Here is a 20,284-nt window from a genome sequence, read left to right as displayed (position 1 = left end):
GAGCGTATTGCGGTACGTAGGTGTCTGTAACCATGGAATAGATGCAAAAATTCGCCAGAACTCGCAAAAAAATAGTGAAATATGGCATTTTTGTGATCCACACCTTGTGACATACCTGGACGGGGTATAGTGAACTGCCTTCGCGGTTTTTGCTGAAACGAAAGACCCAACAAAAAACACATCTTTTGAATGGAAACATTCTTAAGATGTGTTTGTATTTGCAAGATAAATTGAGGCAACTCTATTATATGACTAGCGTCTAACGGCTCGCGGGAAGCTAAAGCATAAGATCTGTCAAGTCAAATCAAAGATTTGGGGCAGGACCATTACAATATCGGCAATTTGAACATGATAATGGTAAAGATGATCATACCGAACAAGGCGAACGGATAAGTTGCGCCGTAGCCTGCGCCGGGATCATCGCTGCCCAGTGCGTCAGTGGCAGCACCCAGTCCTGGAGTGGAGGTCATGCCCCCGCAGATCGCACCGCAGAGCATTACCCAATTGAGTTTAAATACGTAGCGTCCCAGGAGGAATCCGACCAGAATTGCCAGCAGCCCGACAATAATAGATACGATGGCGAGGGTCAGGCCTGCACCAGCTAAGGCGGTGATTGCGCCGTAACCGTAGTTGAGGCCTACGATGGCCAGGAAGAAAACCAGCCCCAGTTCTCTGACCGTGGCCAGAGTTTTCGGATCCATCCTAAAAGAAAGGGGACCGATTTTGCCGATGTATCCGAGAGCCAGAGAGGCGATAAGAACGCCGCCGGTGGATTCCAGGCTGACATAACCCAGAGGTCCCATATAGATATTCAGGTTTCCTAATAAATAACCGACAAAACATACGATGGCGAAGGACAGAATATTGAAAGGCGTCGTTGGAATCTCCTTGACCTTGACGTCTTTTTTCGCTTGCGCCATTTCCAGGGCGTACCTTCGCTTTTCCTCCTCCACATCAAAACGGAAGATGACATTTAGAAAGTTGACTGCTAAGATAACGACGATGACACCAAAAGGGTAACCGACGGCGTACCCCATGCCCACCTGCCCGGCGGCATTGGATGCATAGGCAGCTGTCATACCTTCATCCAGAGTTTTGACTTCAGAGGCCTTCAGATTATAATCGTCGCTGATATTGATGACGTCGATGACGGCAGCTTTTTCTTCCACAGACAAAGTCTCATAGTCTGAAGCCACATCTTCTGCATGCTTTTCTGACGTTTCCAGTGCAGAAGCGAGACCTGGAGAACTGGTCAAAGCGCCGGTGTAGACGCCGGATACCGCATAGGCGTTGGTTCCTTTGACGATGGCTGTCGCGCCGTAAGTGGCACCGGCACCGACTAAAGTGATTACCAGACCTAGTATGACGAACTTGGCACCATATTTTCTGAGGACGATGCCCAAATCCTTTGCTGCCAGCAAGCCTACTGCCGCTACAAAGAAAATCAAAGAAGTAGAAAAGAAGTTGGTGTGAATCAGTTTGCCGCCGTTTCCAGAGAAAATGGTGGCCGCTGCGGCAAAACCAGCTGCACTTTCGTCGCCCGATTCATAGACGCCGTTGGCGTATTTGTAAACTATCCAGCCGATGACCAGACCTACAAATAAAGCGCCCGATGCACCAAAGCTAAACTTGCCAAACTTGATTTTACCGAATAGCAGACCCAAAGCGATGGTGACGAACATCAGCACAAAGGGGTTAAATAGCAGACTCATGTAGTCAAAGTGAATAAAATCCATTCCGTCCTCCCATTGTAGTTATTTTTCAACACTATGGTCAATTATATAGCAATAGGAGGGGGTTACAACCCCCGTGACAGATTGAAAACTTGTACATTTGTTTATTTTTTGTATATTCCGGTTGTATAACATGTAAAAATATGGTAGCATAATGGTGATAACAAAAGGAGCTATAAGAGGAAGGGTTTAGAGATGACAGATGCATTGCTAATTGGAATCAAGTGCCTGTCGGCAATTCTGGTGGGAATTTTTGCCGGCAACGGCGCTGTGTACTTTTTTAATAAGATGCCAGCTGCGTGGCTTTGTGACTATGGGGAAAAACCATCGCAGGAATTGCTCGACCCTTATACGCAGAGAGTGAAAAGCTACCCGTGGAAATTTATTTTTACTATGCTTTTTGTCGTATTGGGGATTAAAATGGTCATAGATGACTGGCAGTTCGCTGTAGCAGGAATCTGCGCACTTTGGCTGTTGCTGGAAATGGCCATTGCAGATCAGAAATACCGTATCGTACCGGATCAGTTAATTATTCTCCTGGCTTTGACTGCGTTAGGGTTTATTCCTTTTCACGGCAGCTGGCTGGACTGTCTGATCGGCGGCGCTTTGGGCTTTGGCATCATGGGGTTTGTCGCCATTCTGGGCAAGATGGCTTACAAGCGGGAGACCTTGGGCGGCGGAGACATCAAGCTTTTTGCCAGTCTGGGTCTGATTGCGGGAACCAGCGGCATTTTGGTCATCTTCGTGATGACGACATTGCTCAGCGCAGCCCATTTGATCTGGCTTTTGGCTCGTAAAAAAATCAAACGCAGCGATACCATAGCGATGGTTCCCTATATCTCAGGCGCGGCGGGCGTTTATCTGGTGTTTCTGTGGGGAAGCTTCGACGTGCTGCTGCTTTAGATGTTTGGCAGAGGCTGCTTTATTACATATAAAGTATGGCTGTACTGTTGAAGTTGGTTTAACAGTGTGAAAATCCGGCGCTCAGGTATTAAAAATACAGGATTTGTGCCAAATTGACGGATTCCTTTTTTCAGAGATAGCGGAGAGGTGACAGTATGTTTATAGATATGAAATCTCAGTGCTTTATGGAAGCAGCAAAATGCCTGAACTTCACGAGAGCGGCGGAGAAACTGTATATTTCACAGCCAGCGCTGTCCAAAAACATCGCTGCTTTGGAAGAAGAGTGCGGCATGAAGCTTTTTTTCCGCGATACTAAGCGCAGCAAGGTGAAACTGACGCCGGCGGGAGCAGTGATGCTCTGTGAATTTCAGAAGATGGAAGAGATTTTAGATGGCGTTATCGACAAAGCCCGCCGGGCAGAATCGGGTCAGGAGGGACATCTGACCATCGGTTTGCTCTTCGGTCAGATTTTCAATGAAATCACGCGGGAAGTCCTAAACCATATCGATGATAGTTACCCGAAGATTGAAATTGAGAAGCTGACAGGCGGCTTTCGAGACTTGCGCGGCTGGCTGGAGGATGGCACAGCGGATATGGTAGTGACGTATGAGGAAGAAGCGCAGTTGGTGAAAGGCGTTCTTTATGAGGAAGTGGCTGAGACGCCACTGGGCTTTTTAATCCCGAAGGGACATCCTCTGACGCGTAAGCGCACCATCAAAATTCGGGATTTGGAAAAACAGAGGATTATTTTCCCGGACGAAAAAGAAACCTTTGCGATTTACGATCATTTTAGGGAATTATGCATGCTGGAAGGGTTTGTGCCTCAAGAGATCCAAGCGGTGGATCTGAATCACATGAACATGATGGCGGAGATGGGACGGGGAATCAGCATTGCCAGGGAAGACACCATGGTGACCAGAAGCCCCAACGTCAAATATTATAGAAGTGAAGAACTGGGAAAGGTCAGATTGGTGGCTGCCTGGAAAAAGGATAATCTCAATCCGATCATCACTTTCTATCACAATATGTATGAAGAAATCTACCAAAAAAACAAAACAGAATAGTCAGACGTATTACATTGTGCCCATAACCTCTGGTTATGGGCGTATAAATTTTTGCTATTTTACGGCAGGCGAATTATTTGGTATCTTGTAATTGACAGAAAATTAACGGACTTATTTGAAAGTGATTTACACAAACCAAACTTAAGTATCGGAGGAATTATTTATGAGTAACCAAACTACTACCGTAAAAGCCAGCAAGAGCAATTTTGGCTCTAAGGGCTGGTTCGTCATCATCTTTTCATTCTTATGTATCCTGTTGCAGAGTTCACTGATCAATGACTCGCTGAACGTCGTTATTGAAGCTTTTGCCAAAACCAGAGGATGGAGCACCAACTCACTATACGCATTCTCATCTATTTGTTCAGCAATCTCAGTATTGGGCGCGGCCTTCTGGGGATTTGTCTCAAACAAAACTAACATTCGATTCGCATGGGGCATCTCCTTGGCAGTCACAGCAGCAGCCTGCTTCTTCTGGGGCAGCGCACAGAGCAGCACCATCTACTTCATCTGCCTGGCAGTCTCCACCGTCTGCGGCATGGCCTTCTGCTACATCGCCAACATGAACGTCATCTCCAACTGGTTCCCTAAGAAGAAGGGCATCGCCATGGGATGGGTCACCATCGGATTCCCACTTTCTGCATCTATCACCACACCTTTGGTAGGCGGTATAGTGGAATCTGGGGGACTGGAGAGAGTCTACACCGTATATGCCATCATTGCGGCAGTCTTCGCTGTCATCGCATTCGCTTTCATCAGAGACTATCCAGAGCAGGCGGGCGCTTATCCTGACAACGACAAGTCCTACTCCAAAGAGGAGGCGGACAGAGAGCTGGCAAAAGGTCTGGAATATATGAAGATATCCCCGTGGAAGCCAGGTAAACTATTCAAAACTGCCACCGTATGGAAAATGGCATTCTCCCTAGGGGTATTAGAACTGTTATCTCTGGGAATCATGACAAATTTCAGACCAAGATTTTTGCAGGCAGGCTATGAAGATCCTGAAATCTTTAAGATGTTAGGTATCGCAGGCATCCTGGCTTGCTTCGGAAGCTACCTCTGCGGACAGCTTGACGCTCACGTGGGATCAAAGAAAGCCATCTTGATCACACAGGCCATCGCCATCGTCGCTATCGTGCTGAACCTGATCCCGACGAAGCCGACACAGTACCTGTCCCTGCCGTTCCTGGCAATGATGCTGGGCGGCGCGTCCAACTACCTGGTATCCCTGGCAAACACTATCTGGGGCCGTTACGACTTCCCGATGGCATACAAGGTGCTGAAACCGATGGTAGCTTTAGTAGGCGCTTGTGGCGTTGCTATCACAGGCATCCTGGGTCAGACTTTCTCCTACGTCATCGCTTACGGCGTGCTGGGAGGATTGGCAGCACTGGCGCTGATCGTCATGATGGTCACACCAGACACTTACCTTGGAAGAACCGAGGACGACGTCAACAAAGCAGCATAGTCAATATAACTGATTTGGCATTAGCCTTTTGATAAGTAATAAAGTATAATATTTTAGGAAAATAGAAAGAGGAGTTTTAAAAATGAAGATTTTAGGAATTTCTGGCGGAAGCAAAAACGGCAACAACGACGCTATGTGTAAAGAAGCTCTCATGGGCGCAAAGGAAGCAGGCGCTGAAGTTGAGTTTATCAACCTGAACGAATTACATATCGAGCACTGCACAGGCTGTACAGCCTGTGTCATGAGTCTGATGAGCGGTAAAGGCGGAGCCTGTCCGGTCAAAGACGATTTTGAATGGCTGAGAGATAAGATGATGGATGCAGACGGTATCGTTTGGGCGATTCCAATCTTTGAGAAAGGTGCATCCGGACTGTTCAGAACGATTACAGACAGAATGGGACCTAGAAACGACAAGGCGATGATCATCGTCGGCAGCAAGATTGCGGAAGAGAGCGGCGGAACCATGCCTGATCAGAGAATGCTGAAAGAAAAAGTCGTTTCCTACATCGGCATCGGCGGATCTGACTGGTCAACGAGAATCCAATGTGACTTCTTCAACCAGGCGCTGACTCCAGCGTGGACTGTTGTGGACACAGAAGTGTTCCCTTGGTCAAAATGTATCGTCATGGAAGATGAGAAGGTGAAGAGAAGTCATCAGATCGGCGCAGACCTTGCCAATGCTGCAAAAGACATCGAAAACGCGAAGTGGATCGGCGATCCTGGAATCTGCCCGCACTGCCACTGCAGAAACTTCTACCTCAATGACGACGCGACAAAAGCTGTCTGCTGCGCTTGCGGATTAGAGGGCGAAATCAAGGTTACAGACGGAAAGGTATCTTTCCACTTTGATCCAGAGACAGAACATCACGCACACGACCTTCTGTCCGGCAAGTTCATCCACGTGGACGATATCAAAGAAAACGAAGGCAAACTGATGGAATGGAAGAAGACCGATGAATTCAAGCAGAAGAAGCAGGCCTATATCGACTTCATTTCTTCCAGCAAACCGGCAAAATAAGAATAGGAGATGAGTGCATCATGACGAAGAACATGCTTGGCTTTGAGCCGATGAGAAGCTTGATTTATGTTGATGTAGCAAAAGAAGACTACAGAGTAAAATTGGAGAACTGGCTGTATAAGTATCACATTCCAGACAGCATTTCCCAGTTCGGACCTTATGTATCGAAATACGCGTTTTACCAGGCGCTGCCTGTGCCAGAAGGCGGGGAACGTTTTGGCGCCATCAAAATGCAGCTGACAGAGCACTACTGGCTGGCGAACCCTAATAACATCGCGCAGTTTGACCACCACAAGGCTTTGACGGAGTACTTTCCGCCAGACGTGCTAAAATGGCAGGGCAATCTGCCGGACGAAGACTTCCAGTGTGAGAATGTAGAGGGTGATGAGGCCAGAGCCGTCAAAGGCGACGCGTCAAAGGGAACAGTCCCTTTCATCTTTGCTTTCGTACCAGTTTGGTGGGAGGAAGATTACAAAGGAGCGGGCAGGACCATCGAGGATGGACCGAATTATAGATGGCAGATGGTCATCAAATTCCCGGATGATGCCAAGGACACCGGAGACAAGTGGCTGCGCGATGAATTCATTCCGGCCTTTGTAGAATGCGAAGAGACGACGAGAATTTTGTCCAGCAAAGTCATTAAAGAAGCTAACGGCTGTGAATTTGACAGAGTGGTTGAAATGTGGTTTGAAGGACCGAGTGCCTGGAAAGCCGCGGTAGACAAGGCAGCAAAGAAGGTGCGCAGACCTGCCTGGTTCGAAACAGAGGACTTCCCGTACCTGACACAGTCCTACGGTATCTCCAGCATCTTCCTGTCAGATATCGCAAGATCAGACAACATGACACAGTACAACGGATATGTTACAATGAGATAATGGTTCTGGTCCCAATTTGCGGGAGCAAATTGGCAGACAGACCTTATGCTTTCGCGTCCCAAGAGAGCGAGCGAAGAGAAGCTCGATTGGCGAGGAGCGAGTCGTATAATGGTTCTGGTCCCAATTTGCGGGAGCAAATAGGATAGACAGACTTTTCATGGTTAGAGACTGGCCTCGCCGGCCGGTCTTTCGCCTATTTGAGACAGAAAGGAGACAATATGGCAGAAGAAAAATTCTACGCAAAAGGACCTGGCAACGAAGGGTTCATCAAGAATCTGGAAGTCCAGTCCTTCTGCAATCTGGATGGCGAATGCGGCATGTTCCAGATGGCTTTATATAAGACAGAAGAGGGTAAATACTATCTTTACGGCGCCTGCTTCGGCGGCACTAAGAACGGTGTCATGATCAGTGATGTGACTGATCCGCAAAATCCGGAATTTATCAAACATTTTCAGCTGGTAGACCCGCAGGAATATCCGACGACGACCACGCCAAAGCTGCAGATTGCAGATGATCTGATGATCTGCGCCATGAGCGCAGGTTCTGGCCCTGACGCCCTGGTGGATCAGTCAGAACTGAAGGATATGAAGTGCGAGGTAGGCATCAGGATTTACAGCCTCAAGAAAGATCCCCTCAACCCTGAGTTCCTGGGTTATTGGGACTGCGGCGTACCCCATTCCATCGGTGTACATCGGTTCATGTATAACGGAGGCAGATATGTACATCTTTCCTGCGAATCGGATCGTTTTGAAGGAATGATCTATAGAATTGTCGATATTGCAGATCCAACCCATCCGGTAGAAGTGGGTAACTGGTGGTCGCCAGAACAATTTGCAGACGGCTATCCGGGCAGGACTGTGGATCACACGGCTCCGCATGTGCCGGCCTTCATGGACAAAGGATGGATGCACGGGCCTCCTTTTGTCAGAGATGGCAAAGCCTACTTAGGTTACTGTGGAGACGGACTCTACGTTTTAGATGTAGAGGATATGACTCGCCCTAAGTGCTTAGGCAATCTGCGGTTTATGCCGGCCTTCAGCAGCGAACTGGCGGGCGCGAGAACCCATACAGCATTGCCGCTGCCGGGAAGAGATTTGGTAGTTGTAACCAACGAAGGCGAACGATTCCAGTTCTTTCCGCAGGATAAGGTGCTGAAACCGCAGGCTATGAACAACATCCACATGGTCGACGTCAGCGACCCGACTCGGCCGACACTCATTGCAGAGTTCCCTTATCCGGAGGTTCCTGAAAACTTCCCTTATCAGAACTTTAATGTAATGCAGAGAGTCAATGCCGGACCTTTCGGGCCTCATAACCTTCACGAGCCGATGGACGGAAAACCATGGCTGGAACAGAGGGGCGACAGAGTCTACTGCTGCTACTTCCATGCAGGTCTCAGAGTTTACGATGTCAGCGATCCATATTATATTAAAGAAATCGCCTACTTCATTCCGCCAAATCCAGGCAAAGAGCCGGAAGGGTCTTATTTCCCTGGATTTCCAGGTCCGCGCAACGCGACCACAGAAGACTGCATCGTAGATGATAGAGGAAACATCATCATCGATGCCCTCGATGACGGATTTTATATCTTAAAGATGAAAGAAGACAAGTAACAATCCATTCATTCTGAAAAATCAGGGCATGTGTCTTTATTTGAAGACACGGCACTGATTTTTTTGTACAGAAAAAGAATGTTCAATTGACATATGCTTGCCTAAATGATAAGTTTAATATATAAAGAGAGAAAGCGTGGTACGATTAATCTATGAAGAGAAAATGCAGCCTGAAAAATTTGATGATAGCAATTTTCTTACTATCTGCTGTTATTTGCGCTGTGGGGGTCATGCAGATGAACGACTTTCCAAATGAAAAGATCCCACAGAGGACGGATCCGACCTTTGAAAAAGGCTGGACGTACCAGATCGGGGCCAGGCAGGGCACAGTGGACAGTTTTCCGCTTATTGAAAAAGGGAAGGCTGATCGTCTGGTTTTGACGGCAAAGCTCCCGCATCTTGATGGCAGCGAATATTTGTCCTTTGCCAATCAATATGCTGGCTGCCAGGTTTTCGTGGACGGTGTGAAAATCTTTGACTACGGAGAAGAGATGACGGCACCCTTCGGATCCATGCTGGGCAATCTGTCTTGCAATGTGCCCCTGAAAGGACAGTATAGTGGAAAAACTCTTTCCATCCACTTAGAGAAAAAGTATGATTTTGCCAGCTTTAAAGTAGAAGAGATATTACTGGGTTCTGGCAGTGAAATTCGATTCTACTATGCGAAAACCAACGTTGGAGTGCTGGCATGCACCTTGTTGATGTCCCTCCTTTCCCTTGCCATGTTCGTTTTGTATCTGGTGCAGAAGTCAAAGAAATTCAGATACGATTATAAGTTGTTTCTTCACTTAGGATTCGTTTCCTTCATCGGCGCCATATGGATTTTTACAGACTCTTTATTGCCCCAGTTTCTCTTTGGCAACACGCTCATCATTACCGTTCTCTCTTTCTGGTCCTTTATGGCCATGCCGATTCCCGTCATTCACTTAGTCGATGATTTATGCCGGTATGGGAAAAAAGGTCTTCATACAGCTGAAATGGCTATCTTTCTCAATATGATTGGTCAGACCCTGCTCTATATGTTGAACTTGGCCGATTTCCCGCAGATGCTGCTGGCAACCCACGCCATTTTAGTGTTTACATTGGGATGCATTGTCTACGCCTTGCTCAAGGATTCCAGGAGCAGCGAAGCCAGATTTGCAAATGACATCTTGTTTGCCATCCTCGTATTAATTCTCTTCGGCCTTGTCGCGCTGACAGACTTTTACGTTTCTGGCAGCAGCAATAACAACAGTCTCTATTACCGCTGGGGTATCGTCATTTTCGTCCTTCTTCTGATTGTGGCGAATATCAAACGAATGGGCGCTTTCCTGGAAGAGTGGGAGCAGAACCGTGTTCTCAGCAAGCTGGCTTTTATGGACATCATGACCAAAACCGGCAATCGATCCGCCTATGAGCGGTTTTTGGACGATAAGGCCGACTTAGATGTTAAAGGGGGGAATTTATCTCTCGTTCTGCTTGATCTCAACGACCTCAAGAAAATCAACGATACTTATGGACATAATGCAGGCGATCAGGTCCTGGTCGAAGCTGCCAGGTGCATCAAAACGATCTTTCAGAACGTGGGCGATGTATATCGAATCGGCGGTGATGAGTTTTTGGTGATTATCGAAGGAGACGATGTGGATGGTCAGCATTATCAGGAGAAGCTGAGCGCAGAAATAGAAAAGAACAATCAAAAGACGAAATACCCGTTTACACTGGCTTTTGGTTTTGCCTCTGCCAGAGGAGACGACTGCAGCGATTTGAAAGAACTGCAGAAAAAAGCTGATTTGAACATGTATCAGGATAAACAAAAATACAAGAAGTGAAAACAAGAGACGGCTGCAGACCGTCTCTTTTCTTTGGCGCTGATGTCAAAAATCTGTGTAATCAGTAATTATTTAGAGAAAAAAACAGTGATTTATGGTATACTATAATGGATTATAACTAGAAATAAGATGAAAGAGGATTTGAATATGATATCGAGCAAACAGAGAAGCTATTTGAGGGGGCTTGCACAGCAGGTCGACCCTACTGTATATATTGGAAAACAGGGACTGACAGAGAATGTAGTCAAGGAAATTGACACTGGTCTGACATGTCGCGAACTTGTGAAGGTCAAGCTGCAGGAAGGCGCTGACCTGGAGCCCAAGGATGTGGCTAACGAGATGGCAGAAAAATTGAAGGCCGAATTTGTACAGGCAATCGGCAGAAAATTCGTCTTATACAGAGAATCTAAGGATAATAAGCAGATCGAGCTGCCAAAGAAATAGAGATGGAGAGAAATATTCTGCTGACAATAGAATATGACGGCACCAACTTCTGCGGCTGGCAGCGACAGCCAGGCGTCCGTACGGTGCAAGGCGAGTTGGAGCAGGCTCTGAGCAAGGTCTGCGGCGAAGCAATCAAGTTGAACGGAACCAGCCGCACTGACGCCGGGGTGCACGCTCTGGGACAGCGGGCTTCGTTTAAAGGGGAGTTTGGCATTCCCACAGACAGAATCATGCTGGCCGCCAACAATTTGCTCTGTGGCGGTATGAACGTCAAAGGCAAATGCTCTGATGTGTGTATCCGCGAGGTGAAAGAAATGGCGCCAGCCTTTCATGCCCGTTTTGATGCCAGAGGGAAGAAATACCGTTATATCATCAGAAACAGCCGAGAAATGGATGTCTTCGCACGCAATTACTGTTACCAGGTAAAAACACCGCTGGACCTTGCGGCCATGCGGCAAGCGGCCTCTTTGATCGTCGGCACACACGATTTCGCCTGCTTCCAAGCTGCAGGCGGCAATCCCAGAGAGACTACGGTGAGGACTGTTTTCAGCCTGGATGTTTTCCACAGAGAAGATGGGCATATTGTCATCGAAATCACTGGCGATGGATTCCTCTACAACATGGTGAGGATTATTGCAGGAACACTGGTCGAAGTCGGACAGGGGAAAATAAACCCCCAGGAGATTTCAGCTGTCATTATGAGTAAGGAAAGACAACGAGCGGGACATACTGCCCCGCCAGAAGGGTTATATCTAGTAGAAATTTATTATGGAGAGTTTTATGAAAGAGAGGCATGAAGAGATGGTTCAGATTGTTGACGACAGACCCAGCTGGGACGAGTATTTTATGCAGATGGCACAGCTGACCGCACAGAGATCCACTTGTCTGCGCAGAAAAGTGGGGGCGGTGATTGTCAAGGACAAGCATATTATCGCCACTGGCTATAATGGAGCGCCGCGGGGGCTTAAGCACTGCGTTGAACTAGGCGGCTGCCTGAGAGAGAAACTGAAAATTCCCTCAGGTCAGAGACATGAACTCTGCAGAGCCCTTCATGCGGAGCAGAATGCGATCATACAGGCGGCGACGCTGGGACAAAGCATAGAGGACGGAACGATCTATATCACCCATCAGCCTTGTGCAATTTGTGCAAAGATGATCATTAACGCAGGATTAAAGAGAATCGTAGTAAAAGAAGGGTATCCAGATGACCTCTCAGTAGAAATTCTGGATGAGGCAGGACTGAAAATTGTCATGCTGAACAAATAGACAGACTAGGAGATGTTGAAAGAAGATTATGGAAATTACTAGGATAACATTACTGGCTGCCTTTGTTACATCTCTGGTGCTGGCACTGATTTTTTCGCCGGTAGCAATGAAATTGGCGCCCAAAATCGGGGCTATGGATATACCAAAGGATGGCAGGAGAATGCATACGAAGGCCATGCCGCGATTTGGCGGACTAGCCATCTATCTGGGGACAATCGCCTCCCTCCTGATTTATGCCGGCAATAACGAAAAAATCATCGCGGTCGCCGTAGGCGGCACTTTGATCTATCTATTGGGCATTGTGGACGACCTGATCAATCTGGACGCAAAGATCAAGTTTGCAGGTCAGCTCCTGGTGGCGGTTCTCATGTATTACATGGGACTGCAGATTAAATTTATCAGCAATTATTTTGGGGAAGGTGCGCTGCACTTCGGTACGGCGATGTGCTTCATCGTTACGATTTTATGGATTGTGGGAATCACTAACACCATCAATCTGATTGACGGTTTAGACGGTCTGGCGGCGGGAACAGCTTCTATTGCCGCCCTCTGTATCGCATATGTGGCGTACATCCACGGTGACGAATACGGAATGATGGTGGTTTGCCTGGCCATGCTGGCATTGGCAGGCGGCTGTATTGGATTTCTGCCGTTCAACTTTTATCCGGCCAAGATTTTTATGGGTGATGGCGGTTCGCTGTTTCTGGGCTTTATGATGGCGGCCCTCTCTGTGGTCGGACCCCTAAAACGTTCTACGGTCATCGCCGTGGTAGTGCCAGTCATCGTCCTGGGGATTCCCATTTTCGATACCTTTTTTGCCATTTTTCGCAGATTGATCAACAAAAGGCCGATTATGGAGGCCGACAAAGGACATCTGCATCACAAGCTGATGGCTTCTGGTTACGGGCAGCGGAGAGCGGTTCTGATGCTGTATGGTATCAGCGCCATCATGGGCATGGCGGCAGTTCTGATCAGCCGCGAGTTATATAAGGATTCCTTTGTTCTGGTGGCAATTGCGGCAATTTATCTCTATGTGTTCTTGACAGATCCTAACCACAAGATGCCGCAGATCAAAGCAGTCAATATAGCAAAAGAAGAACGAAAAGAAGAGAAACAGGAGCCAAGGTGTCAAGAAGAGAAGGAAGAATAGAGATTGATGACAGCCAGCTTTATAGGAAGCTGGCCCGGATAGCGGTTCCCATCTCCATCCAGGGAGTGGTTTCTGCAACGCTGAATTTGATTGACAATCTGATGGTCGGATTTCTAGGAGAAGCTGATCTTGCAGCCGTGGGCATCGCATCACAGATCTATTTTATCCATTATCTGATCCTCTACGGGTTTACTAGTGGGACAGCGACTTTTATGGCGCAATTCTATGGAGCGAAGGATTACAAGAACATCCGAAAAGTCGTCGGCTTTTCCATCGTCGTCGCCCTCTGTATTGCAATCATTTTTTTTACTGCTGGATTTTTTTTCACGGACAAAATTTTGGGTATCTATTCTAATGATCCGCGTATTATAGAAATGGCTCGTCCCTATGTGAAAATCGGTACGGCCAATTTCTTTTTCCTGGCCGTTTCCGTGCCTTTGGAAATGGCTTTTAAGGCGACGCAGCAGACCAGGGTGCCTCTGATTGTCAGCACTGTCGTTTTCAGCACCAATACGTGCTTGAATTACATATTTATCTTCGGCAAATTTGGCGCACCGGCTATGGGCGTAGCGGGGGCTGCACTGGCGACAGCTATTGCCAGATTTCTCGAGGTTTTGATCAGTTTGATCTTCGCCCACAGGAAGAGCAACTGCTTTCACGGATCTTACAGCGAGTTCTTCGGCTGGAAAAAAGAGATGGTGCTCAGAATCGTCAAGAATTCCATGCCGACTACACTCAATGAACTGCTTTGGAGCGTAGGACAGTCTATGTATGTAGCCGCTTTTTCCAGAATCGGCACGACGGCCTATGCGGCCTACCAGGCGGCAGCTTCCATCAACAGCATCTTTTCCTTTGCTGCTTTCAGCGTAGGGGATGCAGCGCTGATTTTGGTGGGCGAAAAGCTGGGAGAGGGCGAGGGAGAGCAGACCTATCTTCTGGGGAAGAAGCTGCTGAAAATCGGCACGGTTTTGGGCATTATCGTGGGAATTCTGCTAGTTTTGGCGGCAAAACCGCTGGTGGGATTTTTCAGTCTTACAGTTCTGGGCAAGACTTACGCCTTTCGAATTTTAGTTATTTACGGCCTGTGCATGGGCTTGAGTTTGTATAACGGGATCAACATCACCGGAACTCTGCGCGGCGGTGGTGACACGCGCTTTGCCATGGTCGCCGAATGCAGCTGCGTATGGATTGTGGCTGTACCGCTGGCGTTTTTGGCATCTCAGGTGCTGCACGTGCCAATTTTTATCGCTGTTTTGATGATCAAAGCAGAGGAAGTGGTCAAGTGCGTCATTCTGACAAAACGTTTTATATCAAAAAAGTGGGTAAACAACGTAATTACAGGACTTTAATAGGGGGATATTTACATGCAAAGATTAACAAATTTTAAAAGAGTGATTTTGATGGTCACCATTGTGACGCTGATTGCCGTTTCAATACCGGTGACGGCATATGGCGACGAACAGCCGGAGACCATCAAAAAAGAATATATCATTACGTCCAGTGGAGATTTATCGGCCGTAAAGGAAGAGGGACATATCGTCGACGTCATTCTTGCGGACAGCCATACAGCCTTAATCAAATTGGACAGTGCGGCTAATTTGGATAAAGCACAGCAGATGTTGACCGATCAATTTCCTGACCTGACTGTCCAACCCAACTATGTATACGAGACTACCAGCGTCAACGATCCTTACTACGATCTGCAGTGGGGACTACTCAATACGGCTGGCGGCGTGGATATCGGATTTGAAGAGGCGCAGAATTTTATCGAGTCTAAAAAACCGATGCTGAAAAAGACTGTCGTGGCAGTCATCGACACGGGTTTTGACTTTACACATAATGACCTGGTGGATAACGTGTGGATTAACAAGGATGAAATTCCTGGCAACGGCAAGGATGACGACGGAAACGGATATGTGGACGATACATACGGTTACGATTTTTCTTCCAGTTCATCCGTGACAATGCGGCCTACGAGCAGTGAATATGAACACGGCACCCATTGTGCGGGCATCATCGGTGCGGTCAGCAACAACAACATCGGCATCACGGGCATCGCCTCCATCACTGACAAGGTTCAGCTGATGAATCTAAAGGTGCTGGCTGGAAACGACGGCGAGGGTTCTTCTTTTAACCTGATTCGTGCCATCAAGTATGCGGAAAACAACGGTGCAGATATCTGCAATCTGAGTATGGGTTCTTATGGCAATGATACGGCCCTCTACACTGCTATCGCAAAATCTAAAATGCTCTTCGTCTGCGCCGCAGGTAACGATGGGAGGAATCTGGATAACATGCGTGTCTATCCTGGCAGCTATGATTTGGACAACGTTATCTGTGTAGCCAATATGAAATCCAACGGAACGCTGAATCGGCTCTCTAATTACAGCAGCAGGTATGTAGAACTGGCGGCGCCGGGAACAGAAATTTACAGCACCGTGCCGGGAGACAAATATCGAAACATGAGTGGTACGTCTATGGCCACGCCTTATGTGAGCGGGGTCGCAGCTTTACTGCATTCCTATTATAATGGAATCAGCGCGGCGCAGATGCGTCAGCTGATTATTGAACACACCACTTATTCGCAGAACCTGCGGGGGAGAACGGAGACCAGCGGTTATCTTAACGCTTACGAACCTCTGTCCGCCTATGATTCAGATGCCTTCAAACCAGATGAGACGGCACCTGTAGTTACGGCTTCCGTGGTGGACATCGAAGGCTCTTATAAGCAGAAGTTAGTCATTACGGCTACCGATGACAGCGGGGAAACGCCAGAGGTAAGATATGTAAGGGGCGATAAGACGCTGGCCTACTTCAGAGGCGGCAAGGGCTATGACGTGAATCTGGACGAAGACAATACCGGTTCAAAGACCATGGCAGTACCGTCGGTTTATTCGATTTATGCTGTGGATTCCTCTGGAAACGACGTGCTGTATCAGGTAGAATGCACAGCCGATGCTGTGAAAAGTATCAAGCTGAATTACATCAAAAAAACCGTCAAACAAGGGAAAACTTACAAACTGAAGACGACGCTGTCAAAGAGCGGAACTTATGGCCGAAAGGTGACTTATACCTCATCTAAGAAATCTGTCGCCACGGTATCCAGCACTGGAAAGGTGACGGCAAAGAAAAAGGGAATTACAACGATTACTGCAAAGACTGAAAATGGTTTGACTGCGAAATGCAAGATTGTGGTGAAATAAGAACATATATTATAAAAACTGCGGACCGAAAATGGTTCGCAGTTTTTTGTTGAAGTGAGGTATGGAGCCGTAGAGGCTTATGTTAAATGTTGATTTCGCCTTCAGCTAGAATGACAGCGCTGCCGCCGACTTTGATCAGGCAGTCTTCTCCTTCGGCATTGATTTCCGTCAAGATGATAGATGGACGTTCCATTTTCTCTCCCTGGATGATTTTGCAGTGGTCTTTGGCCTGTACAATATTGTTGAGATAGAAGTAGTAAGTAAGCGCGCCGTTGGAAGTGCCTGTTGCCGCTTCTTCGTCGATGTCATACAGTGGCGCAAAGTTTCTCGTATGAGCCGTCACACCGTCTTCAGCATCCAGGGTGAAGGCGTGAACACCTGTAACCTTGTAGCGTGCTGATAGGTCTGACAGAGCCTTCATATCGGGCTCCATGGCGTTCAGATCAGCTTGCGAAGCCAAAGGCATCATGATGTCGGGCAGTCCAGTGGAAATCAGCTTTGGCAAGAGTTCGATGTTTGTTGGATTGTAAGCGGCACCCATGACGTCGTAAAGCTCTCTGATTGCGGCTTCGTCTTCGATTGTGGATATTTCCACTGGAGAAGCCATATCCATCATGACAAAACCGTCTTTTATGTTAATGTTCAGATCACCTGCAAGGGTGTGGTTGATGCAGTGACAATTTTCGCTGACAATCCCCATATGCATCAAAGCGCAGAAGGAACCGATGGTTGCATGACCGCAGAGGTCCACTTCTGCTGCAGGCGTAAAATATCTGATTTTAAATTCGTTTTCAGCTAGTTTTTTGATAAATGCGGTCTCAGAGTAGCGGAGTTCTGCGGCGGTTTTTACCATGACCTCGTCGGATGGAAAATCGGCACCCTCTGACAGAACGACTACTCCGGCAGGATTTCCGCCGAAAGCTGTCTCTGTAAACGCATCGACAATTAAAAATTTCATATGATTGGCCCTCCTAATTTATTCAATAATCGTACGACAAACTTCAATAACTATAGTATATTGTAAAACCTTTTTTTTAGCAAGAAGTAAAATAAATTGCACATAATAGTGTTAAAGATACAACAAATTACGATGAAATTTATTGATACAACACAATTTTACGCGACGCCGTGTGAAATAAATGTGAAAACTATTGGCTTCGGGTGTATTCGACAATTAGGATGCTTATAATAGTAGAGTCGCTTAAAACAAGTGACAAATTTAAAACAGAAAAAGAGGAGAAACAAGAATATGGCAAAGAAGCTATTTGTTGTGTGGCTCTTGATCACCATGGTAACGTTCTCATCGATTTCTATTTATGCTACAGAACAGACACAAGGAGATTTTTTTATTCCAAAGACCCCGTTGATGAAAGTCAATGAGGAGGACGCGAAAAGCGTAAAAGAGGAAAAAGAAAGCCGCACAAAGACAGAACCAGAAAAACTGGAAACTGCCATGGCAGTAAAAGCTACTGCCATCAGAAGTAAATTAGAAGACAAAGAATATTTAGAAGGCCTGTCCTCGTACATCCGCCATGTGAACCGCAATGTCGGCAAGCAGGAGTCGATGGATATGGCAGAGAGTTTTGTAAAATATGCTGAAAAATATGGAGTTGATGAGAAGATTGTCATGGCAATCGCTCAGAACGAAAGCTGTTATTACAGCGATGCAGTCAGCTGTGAAGACTTTAAGGGTCTCATGCAGACTGGAGACGGACTGGCAAGAAATGCTGGGTATGATCCGCAGGAATTATTTAATCCTGCCGTGAGCATCAAGGTTGGTGCGAGGTATATCAGCATGAAGCTGGATGAGTTTGGAGACGTCAGTCTCGCACTTACCGCATACAATCAGGGTTCAGGTTCCGTTCACTCGGGAAACTATTCTACCGGTTATGCAGAGCTTGCTATGGCAAGGACTGCCGCCATGGAAGACTACCTTGAAGAGAACGGATATGTTGAATAAAAAATCATTAGACTAATTTGAGAGCATTTAATAGAAAGCAGTCAGCGGCCGGGGAGCTTCCCGGCCGCTGACTGCTTTTTGTAATTCTTAAGAAATCTTAAGAATTACCGCTGGAAATTGTATTCATTTGTAGATAAACAACAAGTAATAAAAGAAAAATATGGACTGCATCACCAAAGAATCGAAAACCTTTGTGAAAAGCCTGTGAAATATAAGAATTTCTTAAGAAAAAGCCTTGCACATTGTTTATAATAAATAAAGCAGCAGGAAAGAAATCCCTGCCGCACAATAAAAATATAGAGAAAAAGAGGAGAAGAAAGAAATGGCAAAAAAGCTAGTTACAGCGCTTTTAACGATTACCATCATCGCTTGCTCATCAATTTCCATTTATGCTACAGACACGAATCAAATTGAAACAACAGAAGCTAAAGCTACAGCGACAACAGAGAATGCGGAACCAGCGGCGGATACTACAGTCAAAGTACAGAGCTCATCTACAAAAACAAATTCTAAGTATAAAAAGGGATTGGCTGCTTACATTAGAAAAATCAACCCCAATGTAAGTAAAACGAAATCATTGAATATGGCAGGTCATTTTATCTCAAAGGGAAAGAAGTACAATTTGGACGCTAAAGTCTTAATGGCTATTGCTCAGAACGAAAGCACATTTTACACTAACGCGAGGAGTCCTTATGGATACAAGGGACTGATGCAGACCAGCGATGCACTGGCGAGACAGTACGGTTATAAGCCTTCCAGCCTATACAAGGCACAGGTGAGTATTGAAGTAGGAGCTAGATATCTAAGAGCCATGAAAAACGAATTCAATACTTATACCAAAGCGCTTTCTGCGTATGCTTACGGTTCAGGAACGGTAAAGTCAGGGAACTATTCTACAAAGATTGCCAAGAAGCTGTTGAACACCAGAGTACAGATCAGAAAGTATCTTGAGAGAAATAACTATATTTAATTAAGGCTTATATTTACGGCACTAGCATGTAAATAGAATTTAAAAGACGCCGGGGAAGGCAGGTTTGCTTTCCCCGACGTCTTTTAAATTCTTTATTTAGTCCACATGTTTATCGAAATGCTGAATCAGCAGCTGGTGAACCAGTTCGTGCTCGCAGGCTCTGATGGCGTCGAGGATCTGTACGTGTTCTTTGATGTTGTCTTCTCGGTTCAGAGCGGCTTTCTGATAGTTGTACCGCGCAAGAAGAAAGAGCAGGGTGTATTGCTCCTCAAAGGCTCTGGATAGCTTTTCATTGCCGATGACATCGACAAAACAGCGATCAAAAGCCAGGGCGGCATGGATGGAAGTTGCGATATCTTTATCCAGGCTCTTTTGCTGTTTCTCCAAAGCTTTTTCTAACATGATGCGCAGTTTACTGGTAATATTTTTGACCACGCAAAGCTGATAGGAGCCTGATATGAGAACAAGAAAGATCTGATTCATTTCGTTGCCCAGGCTCTCAGTCATTTCGACGACCTTTACTCTGGAATTGAGGGAAGAGGTCACCAGGCCTTCCATTTCTAAGAGAGAAAGTGCTTCTCTCACCGGCGTATTGCTGACGCCCAGTTCCTTGCAGAGGGGCAGAATTCTGATCTGATCTCCCCAATCGTATTCTTGAGACAGAATCTTTTGTTTTATTATTTCATAGACCTGCGTCCTCATGCTGACCTTGTTTAACTGTAACATGGGTTCGTTCTCCTTTGATAAATAGTGTGCACAGTACATATTTTAATACAATCAGAAAGAAATGTCAAACAATTGTGAAAACA

The 20,284-nt window shown here is 46.6% G+C and carries 18 protein-coding genes; 15 read left to right on the top strand and 3 right to left on the bottom strand.

What is annotated here, in order from left to right:
- Nucleotides 1–326 precede the first annotated feature (326 nt).
- Complete coding sequence (locus ACMQ5W_RS09660) at nucleotides 327–1,736, bottom strand: hypothetical protein (RefSeq protein WP_419024999.1); 1,410 nt, start codon at nucleotides 1,734–1,736, stop codon at nucleotides 327–329.
- 192 nt (nucleotides 1,737–1,928) lie between these two features.
- Between ACMQ5W_RS09660 and ACMQ5W_RS09655 the strand changes: the two genes are divergently transcribed.
- From ACMQ5W_RS09655 to ACMQ5W_RS09595, 13 genes are all read left to right on the top strand, one after another.
- Nucleotides 1,929–2,636, top strand: a complete 708-nt coding sequence (locus tag ACMQ5W_RS09655) for a prepilin peptidase (RefSeq protein ID WP_419024998.1) — start codon at nucleotides 1,929–1,931, stop codon at nucleotides 2,634–2,636.
- Nucleotides 2,637–2,791: 155 nt separating this feature from the next.
- Nucleotides 2,792–3,700 (top strand): LysR family transcriptional regulator, encoded by a 909-nt coding sequence (locus tag ACMQ5W_RS09650; protein ID WP_148494378.1) that lies wholly within the window; start codon nucleotides 2,792–2,794, stop codon nucleotides 3,698–3,700.
- Nucleotides 3,701–3,863: 163 nt separating this feature from the next.
- Nucleotides 3,864–5,165 carry an MFS transporter gene (locus ACMQ5W_RS09645; protein WP_419024997.1) on the top strand — a complete coding sequence of 434 codons (1,302 nt, stop codon included), beginning with the start codon at nucleotides 3,864–3,866 and terminating at the stop codon, nucleotides 5,163–5,165.
- Between the two features lie 82 nt (nucleotides 5,166–5,247).
- Nucleotides 5,248–6,183 carry a flavodoxin family protein gene (locus ACMQ5W_RS09640; RefSeq protein ID WP_148494374.1) on the top strand — a complete coding sequence of 312 codons (936 nt, stop codon included), beginning with the start codon at nucleotides 5,248–5,250 and terminating at the stop codon, nucleotides 6,181–6,183.
- 20 nt (nucleotides 6,184–6,203) lie between these two features.
- Nucleotides 6,204–7,058, top strand: coding sequence for an acetyl-CoA hydrolase (locus ACMQ5W_RS09635; RefSeq protein WP_419024996.1), 855 nt, complete (start codon nucleotides 6,204–6,206; stop codon nucleotides 7,056–7,058).
- 218 nt (nucleotides 7,059–7,276) lie between these two features.
- Entirely contained in the window at nucleotides 7,277–8,671 is a 1,395-nt protein-coding gene (locus ACMQ5W_RS09630; protein WP_419024995.1) for an LVIVD repeat-containing protein, read from the top strand.
- A gap of 236 nt (nucleotides 8,672–8,907) precedes the next feature.
- Nucleotides 8,908–10,482: a GGDEF domain-containing protein gene (locus ACMQ5W_RS09625; RefSeq protein WP_419024994.1), complete on the top strand. Its 1,575-nt coding sequence runs from the start codon at nucleotides 8,908–8,910 to the stop codon at nucleotides 10,480–10,482.
- Between the two features lie 147 nt (nucleotides 10,483–10,629).
- Nucleotides 10,630–10,926, top strand: coding sequence for a ribosome assembly RNA-binding protein YhbY (gene yhbY / locus ACMQ5W_RS09620; protein ID WP_148494368.1), 297 nt, complete (start codon nucleotides 10,630–10,632; stop codon nucleotides 10,924–10,926).
- A gap of 2 nt (nucleotides 10,927–10,928) precedes the next feature.
- On the top strand, nucleotides 10,929–11,723 hold the full coding sequence (gene truA, locus ACMQ5W_RS09615; RefSeq protein ID WP_419024993.1) for a tRNA pseudouridine(38-40) synthase TruA: 795 nt from the start codon (nucleotides 10,929–10,931) through the stop codon (nucleotides 11,721–11,723).
- Nucleotides 11,707–12,192, top strand: coding sequence for a deoxycytidylate deaminase (locus ACMQ5W_RS09610; protein ID WP_419024992.1), 486 nt, complete (start codon nucleotides 11,707–11,709; stop codon nucleotides 12,190–12,192). The genes truA and ACMQ5W_RS09610 overlap by 17 nt, the downstream gene beginning before the upstream one ends.
- A 28-nt stretch (nucleotides 12,193–12,220) precedes the next feature.
- A complete protein-coding gene (locus tag ACMQ5W_RS09605) occupies nucleotides 12,221–13,342 on the top strand; it encodes a glycosyltransferase family 4 protein (protein WP_419024991.1) in 1,122 nt (373 codons plus the stop codon).
- Nucleotides 13,318–14,691 carry an MATE family efflux transporter gene (locus tag ACMQ5W_RS09600; protein WP_419024990.1) on the top strand — a complete coding sequence of 458 codons (1,374 nt, stop codon included), beginning with the start codon at nucleotides 13,318–13,320 and terminating at the stop codon, nucleotides 14,689–14,691. The genes ACMQ5W_RS09605 and ACMQ5W_RS09600 overlap by 25 nt, the downstream gene beginning before the upstream one ends.
- 15 nt (nucleotides 14,692–14,706) lie before the next feature.
- Complete coding sequence (locus ACMQ5W_RS09595) at nucleotides 14,707–16,545, top strand: S8 family serine peptidase (protein WP_419024989.1); 1,839 nt, start codon at nucleotides 14,707–14,709, stop codon at nucleotides 16,543–16,545.
- A gap of 82 nt (nucleotides 16,546–16,627) precedes the next feature.
- On the opposite strand, the gene ACMQ5W_RS09590 is transcribed toward ACMQ5W_RS09595, so the two are convergent.
- On the bottom strand, nucleotides 16,628–17,503 hold the full coding sequence (locus tag ACMQ5W_RS09590) for a PhzF family phenazine biosynthesis protein (protein WP_419024988.1): 876 nt from the start codon (nucleotides 17,501–17,503) through the stop codon (nucleotides 16,628–16,630).
- A gap of 291 nt (nucleotides 17,504–17,794) precedes the next feature.
- On the opposite strand from ACMQ5W_RS09590, the gene ACMQ5W_RS09585 reads away from it, so the two are divergent.
- Complete coding sequence (locus tag ACMQ5W_RS09585) at nucleotides 17,795–18,505, top strand: lytic transglycosylase domain-containing protein (RefSeq protein WP_419024987.1); 711 nt, start codon at nucleotides 17,795–17,797, stop codon at nucleotides 18,503–18,505.
- Nucleotides 18,506–18,827: 322 nt separating this feature from the next.
- A complete protein-coding gene (locus ACMQ5W_RS09580) occupies nucleotides 18,828–19,475 on the top strand; it encodes a transglycosylase SLT domain-containing protein (protein ID WP_419024986.1) in 648 nt (215 codons plus the stop codon).
- A gap of 96 nt (nucleotides 19,476–19,571) precedes the next feature.
- Here the strand turns inward: ACMQ5W_RS09580 and ACMQ5W_RS09575 are convergent, their stop codons facing one another.
- Complete coding sequence (locus tag ACMQ5W_RS09575; protein WP_419024985.1) at nucleotides 19,572–20,201, bottom strand: GntR family transcriptional regulator; 630 nt, start codon at nucleotides 20,199–20,201, stop codon at nucleotides 19,572–19,574.
- Nucleotides 20,202–20,284: the final 83 nt, after the last annotated feature.

Source organism: Emergencia sp. (assembly GCF_048465375.1).
Taxonomy (GTDB): Bacteria; Bacillota; Clostridia; order Peptostreptococcales; family Anaerovoracaceae; genus Senimuribacter.
The sequence above is the reverse complement of the archived record's forward strand: the minus strand, read 5'-3'. Positions and strand labels throughout refer to the sequence as shown.

Coding starts and splice junctions, on each gene's coding strand:
- ACMQ5W_RS09595 (WP_419024989.1), top strand. CDS start 14,707: ATGCAAAGATTAACAAATTTTAAAAGAGTGATTTTGATGGTCACCATT.
- ACMQ5W_RS09580 (WP_419024986.1), top strand. CDS start 18,828: ATGGCAAAAAAGCTAGTTACAGCGCTTTTAACGATTACCATCATCGCT.
- ACMQ5W_RS09640 (WP_148494374.1), top strand. CDS start 5,248: ATGAAGATTTTAGGAATTTCTGGCGGAAGCAAAAACGGCAACAACGAC.
- truA (WP_419024993.1), top strand. CDS start 10,929: ATGGAGAGAAATATTCTGCTGACAATAGAATATGACGGCACCAACTTC.
- ACMQ5W_RS09650 (WP_148494378.1), top strand. CDS start 2,792: ATGTTTATAGATATGAAATCTCAGTGCTTTATGGAAGCAGCAAAATGC.
- ACMQ5W_RS09635 (WP_419024996.1), top strand. CDS start 6,204: ATGACGAAGAACATGCTTGGCTTTGAGCCGATGAGAAGCTTGATTTAT.
- ACMQ5W_RS09645 (WP_419024997.1), top strand. CDS start 3,864: ATGAGTAACCAAACTACTACCGTAAAAGCCAGCAAGAGCAATTTTGGC.
- ACMQ5W_RS09575 (WP_419024985.1), bottom strand. CDS start 20,201: ATGTTACAGTTAAACAAGGTCAGCATGAGGACGCAGGTCTATGAAATA.
- yhbY (WP_148494368.1), top strand. CDS start 10,630: ATGATATCGAGCAAACAGAGAAGCTATTTGAGGGGGCTTGCACAGCAG.
- ACMQ5W_RS09625 (WP_419024994.1), top strand. CDS start 8,908: ATGAACGACTTTCCAAATGAAAAGATCCCACAGAGGACGGATCCGACC.
- ACMQ5W_RS09610 (WP_419024992.1), top strand. CDS start 11,707: ATGAAAGAGAGGCATGAAGAGATGGTTCAGATTGTTGACGACAGACCC.
- ACMQ5W_RS09605 (WP_419024991.1), top strand. CDS start 12,221: ATGGAAATTACTAGGATAACATTACTGGCTGCCTTTGTTACATCTCTG.
- ACMQ5W_RS09585 (WP_419024987.1), top strand. CDS start 17,795: ATGGCAAAGAAGCTATTTGTTGTGTGGCTCTTGATCACCATGGTAACG.
- ACMQ5W_RS09630 (WP_419024995.1), top strand. CDS start 7,277: ATGGCAGAAGAAAAATTCTACGCAAAAGGACCTGGCAACGAAGGGTTC.
- ACMQ5W_RS09660 (WP_419024999.1), bottom strand. CDS start 1,736: ATGGATTTTATTCACTTTGACTACATGAGTCTGCTATTTAACCCCTTT.
- ACMQ5W_RS09655 (WP_419024998.1), top strand. CDS start 1,929: ATGACAGATGCATTGCTAATTGGAATCAAGTGCCTGTCGGCAATTCTG.
- ACMQ5W_RS09590 (WP_419024988.1), bottom strand. CDS start 17,503: ATGAAATTTTTAATTGTCGATGCGTTTACAGAGACAGCTTTCGGCGGA.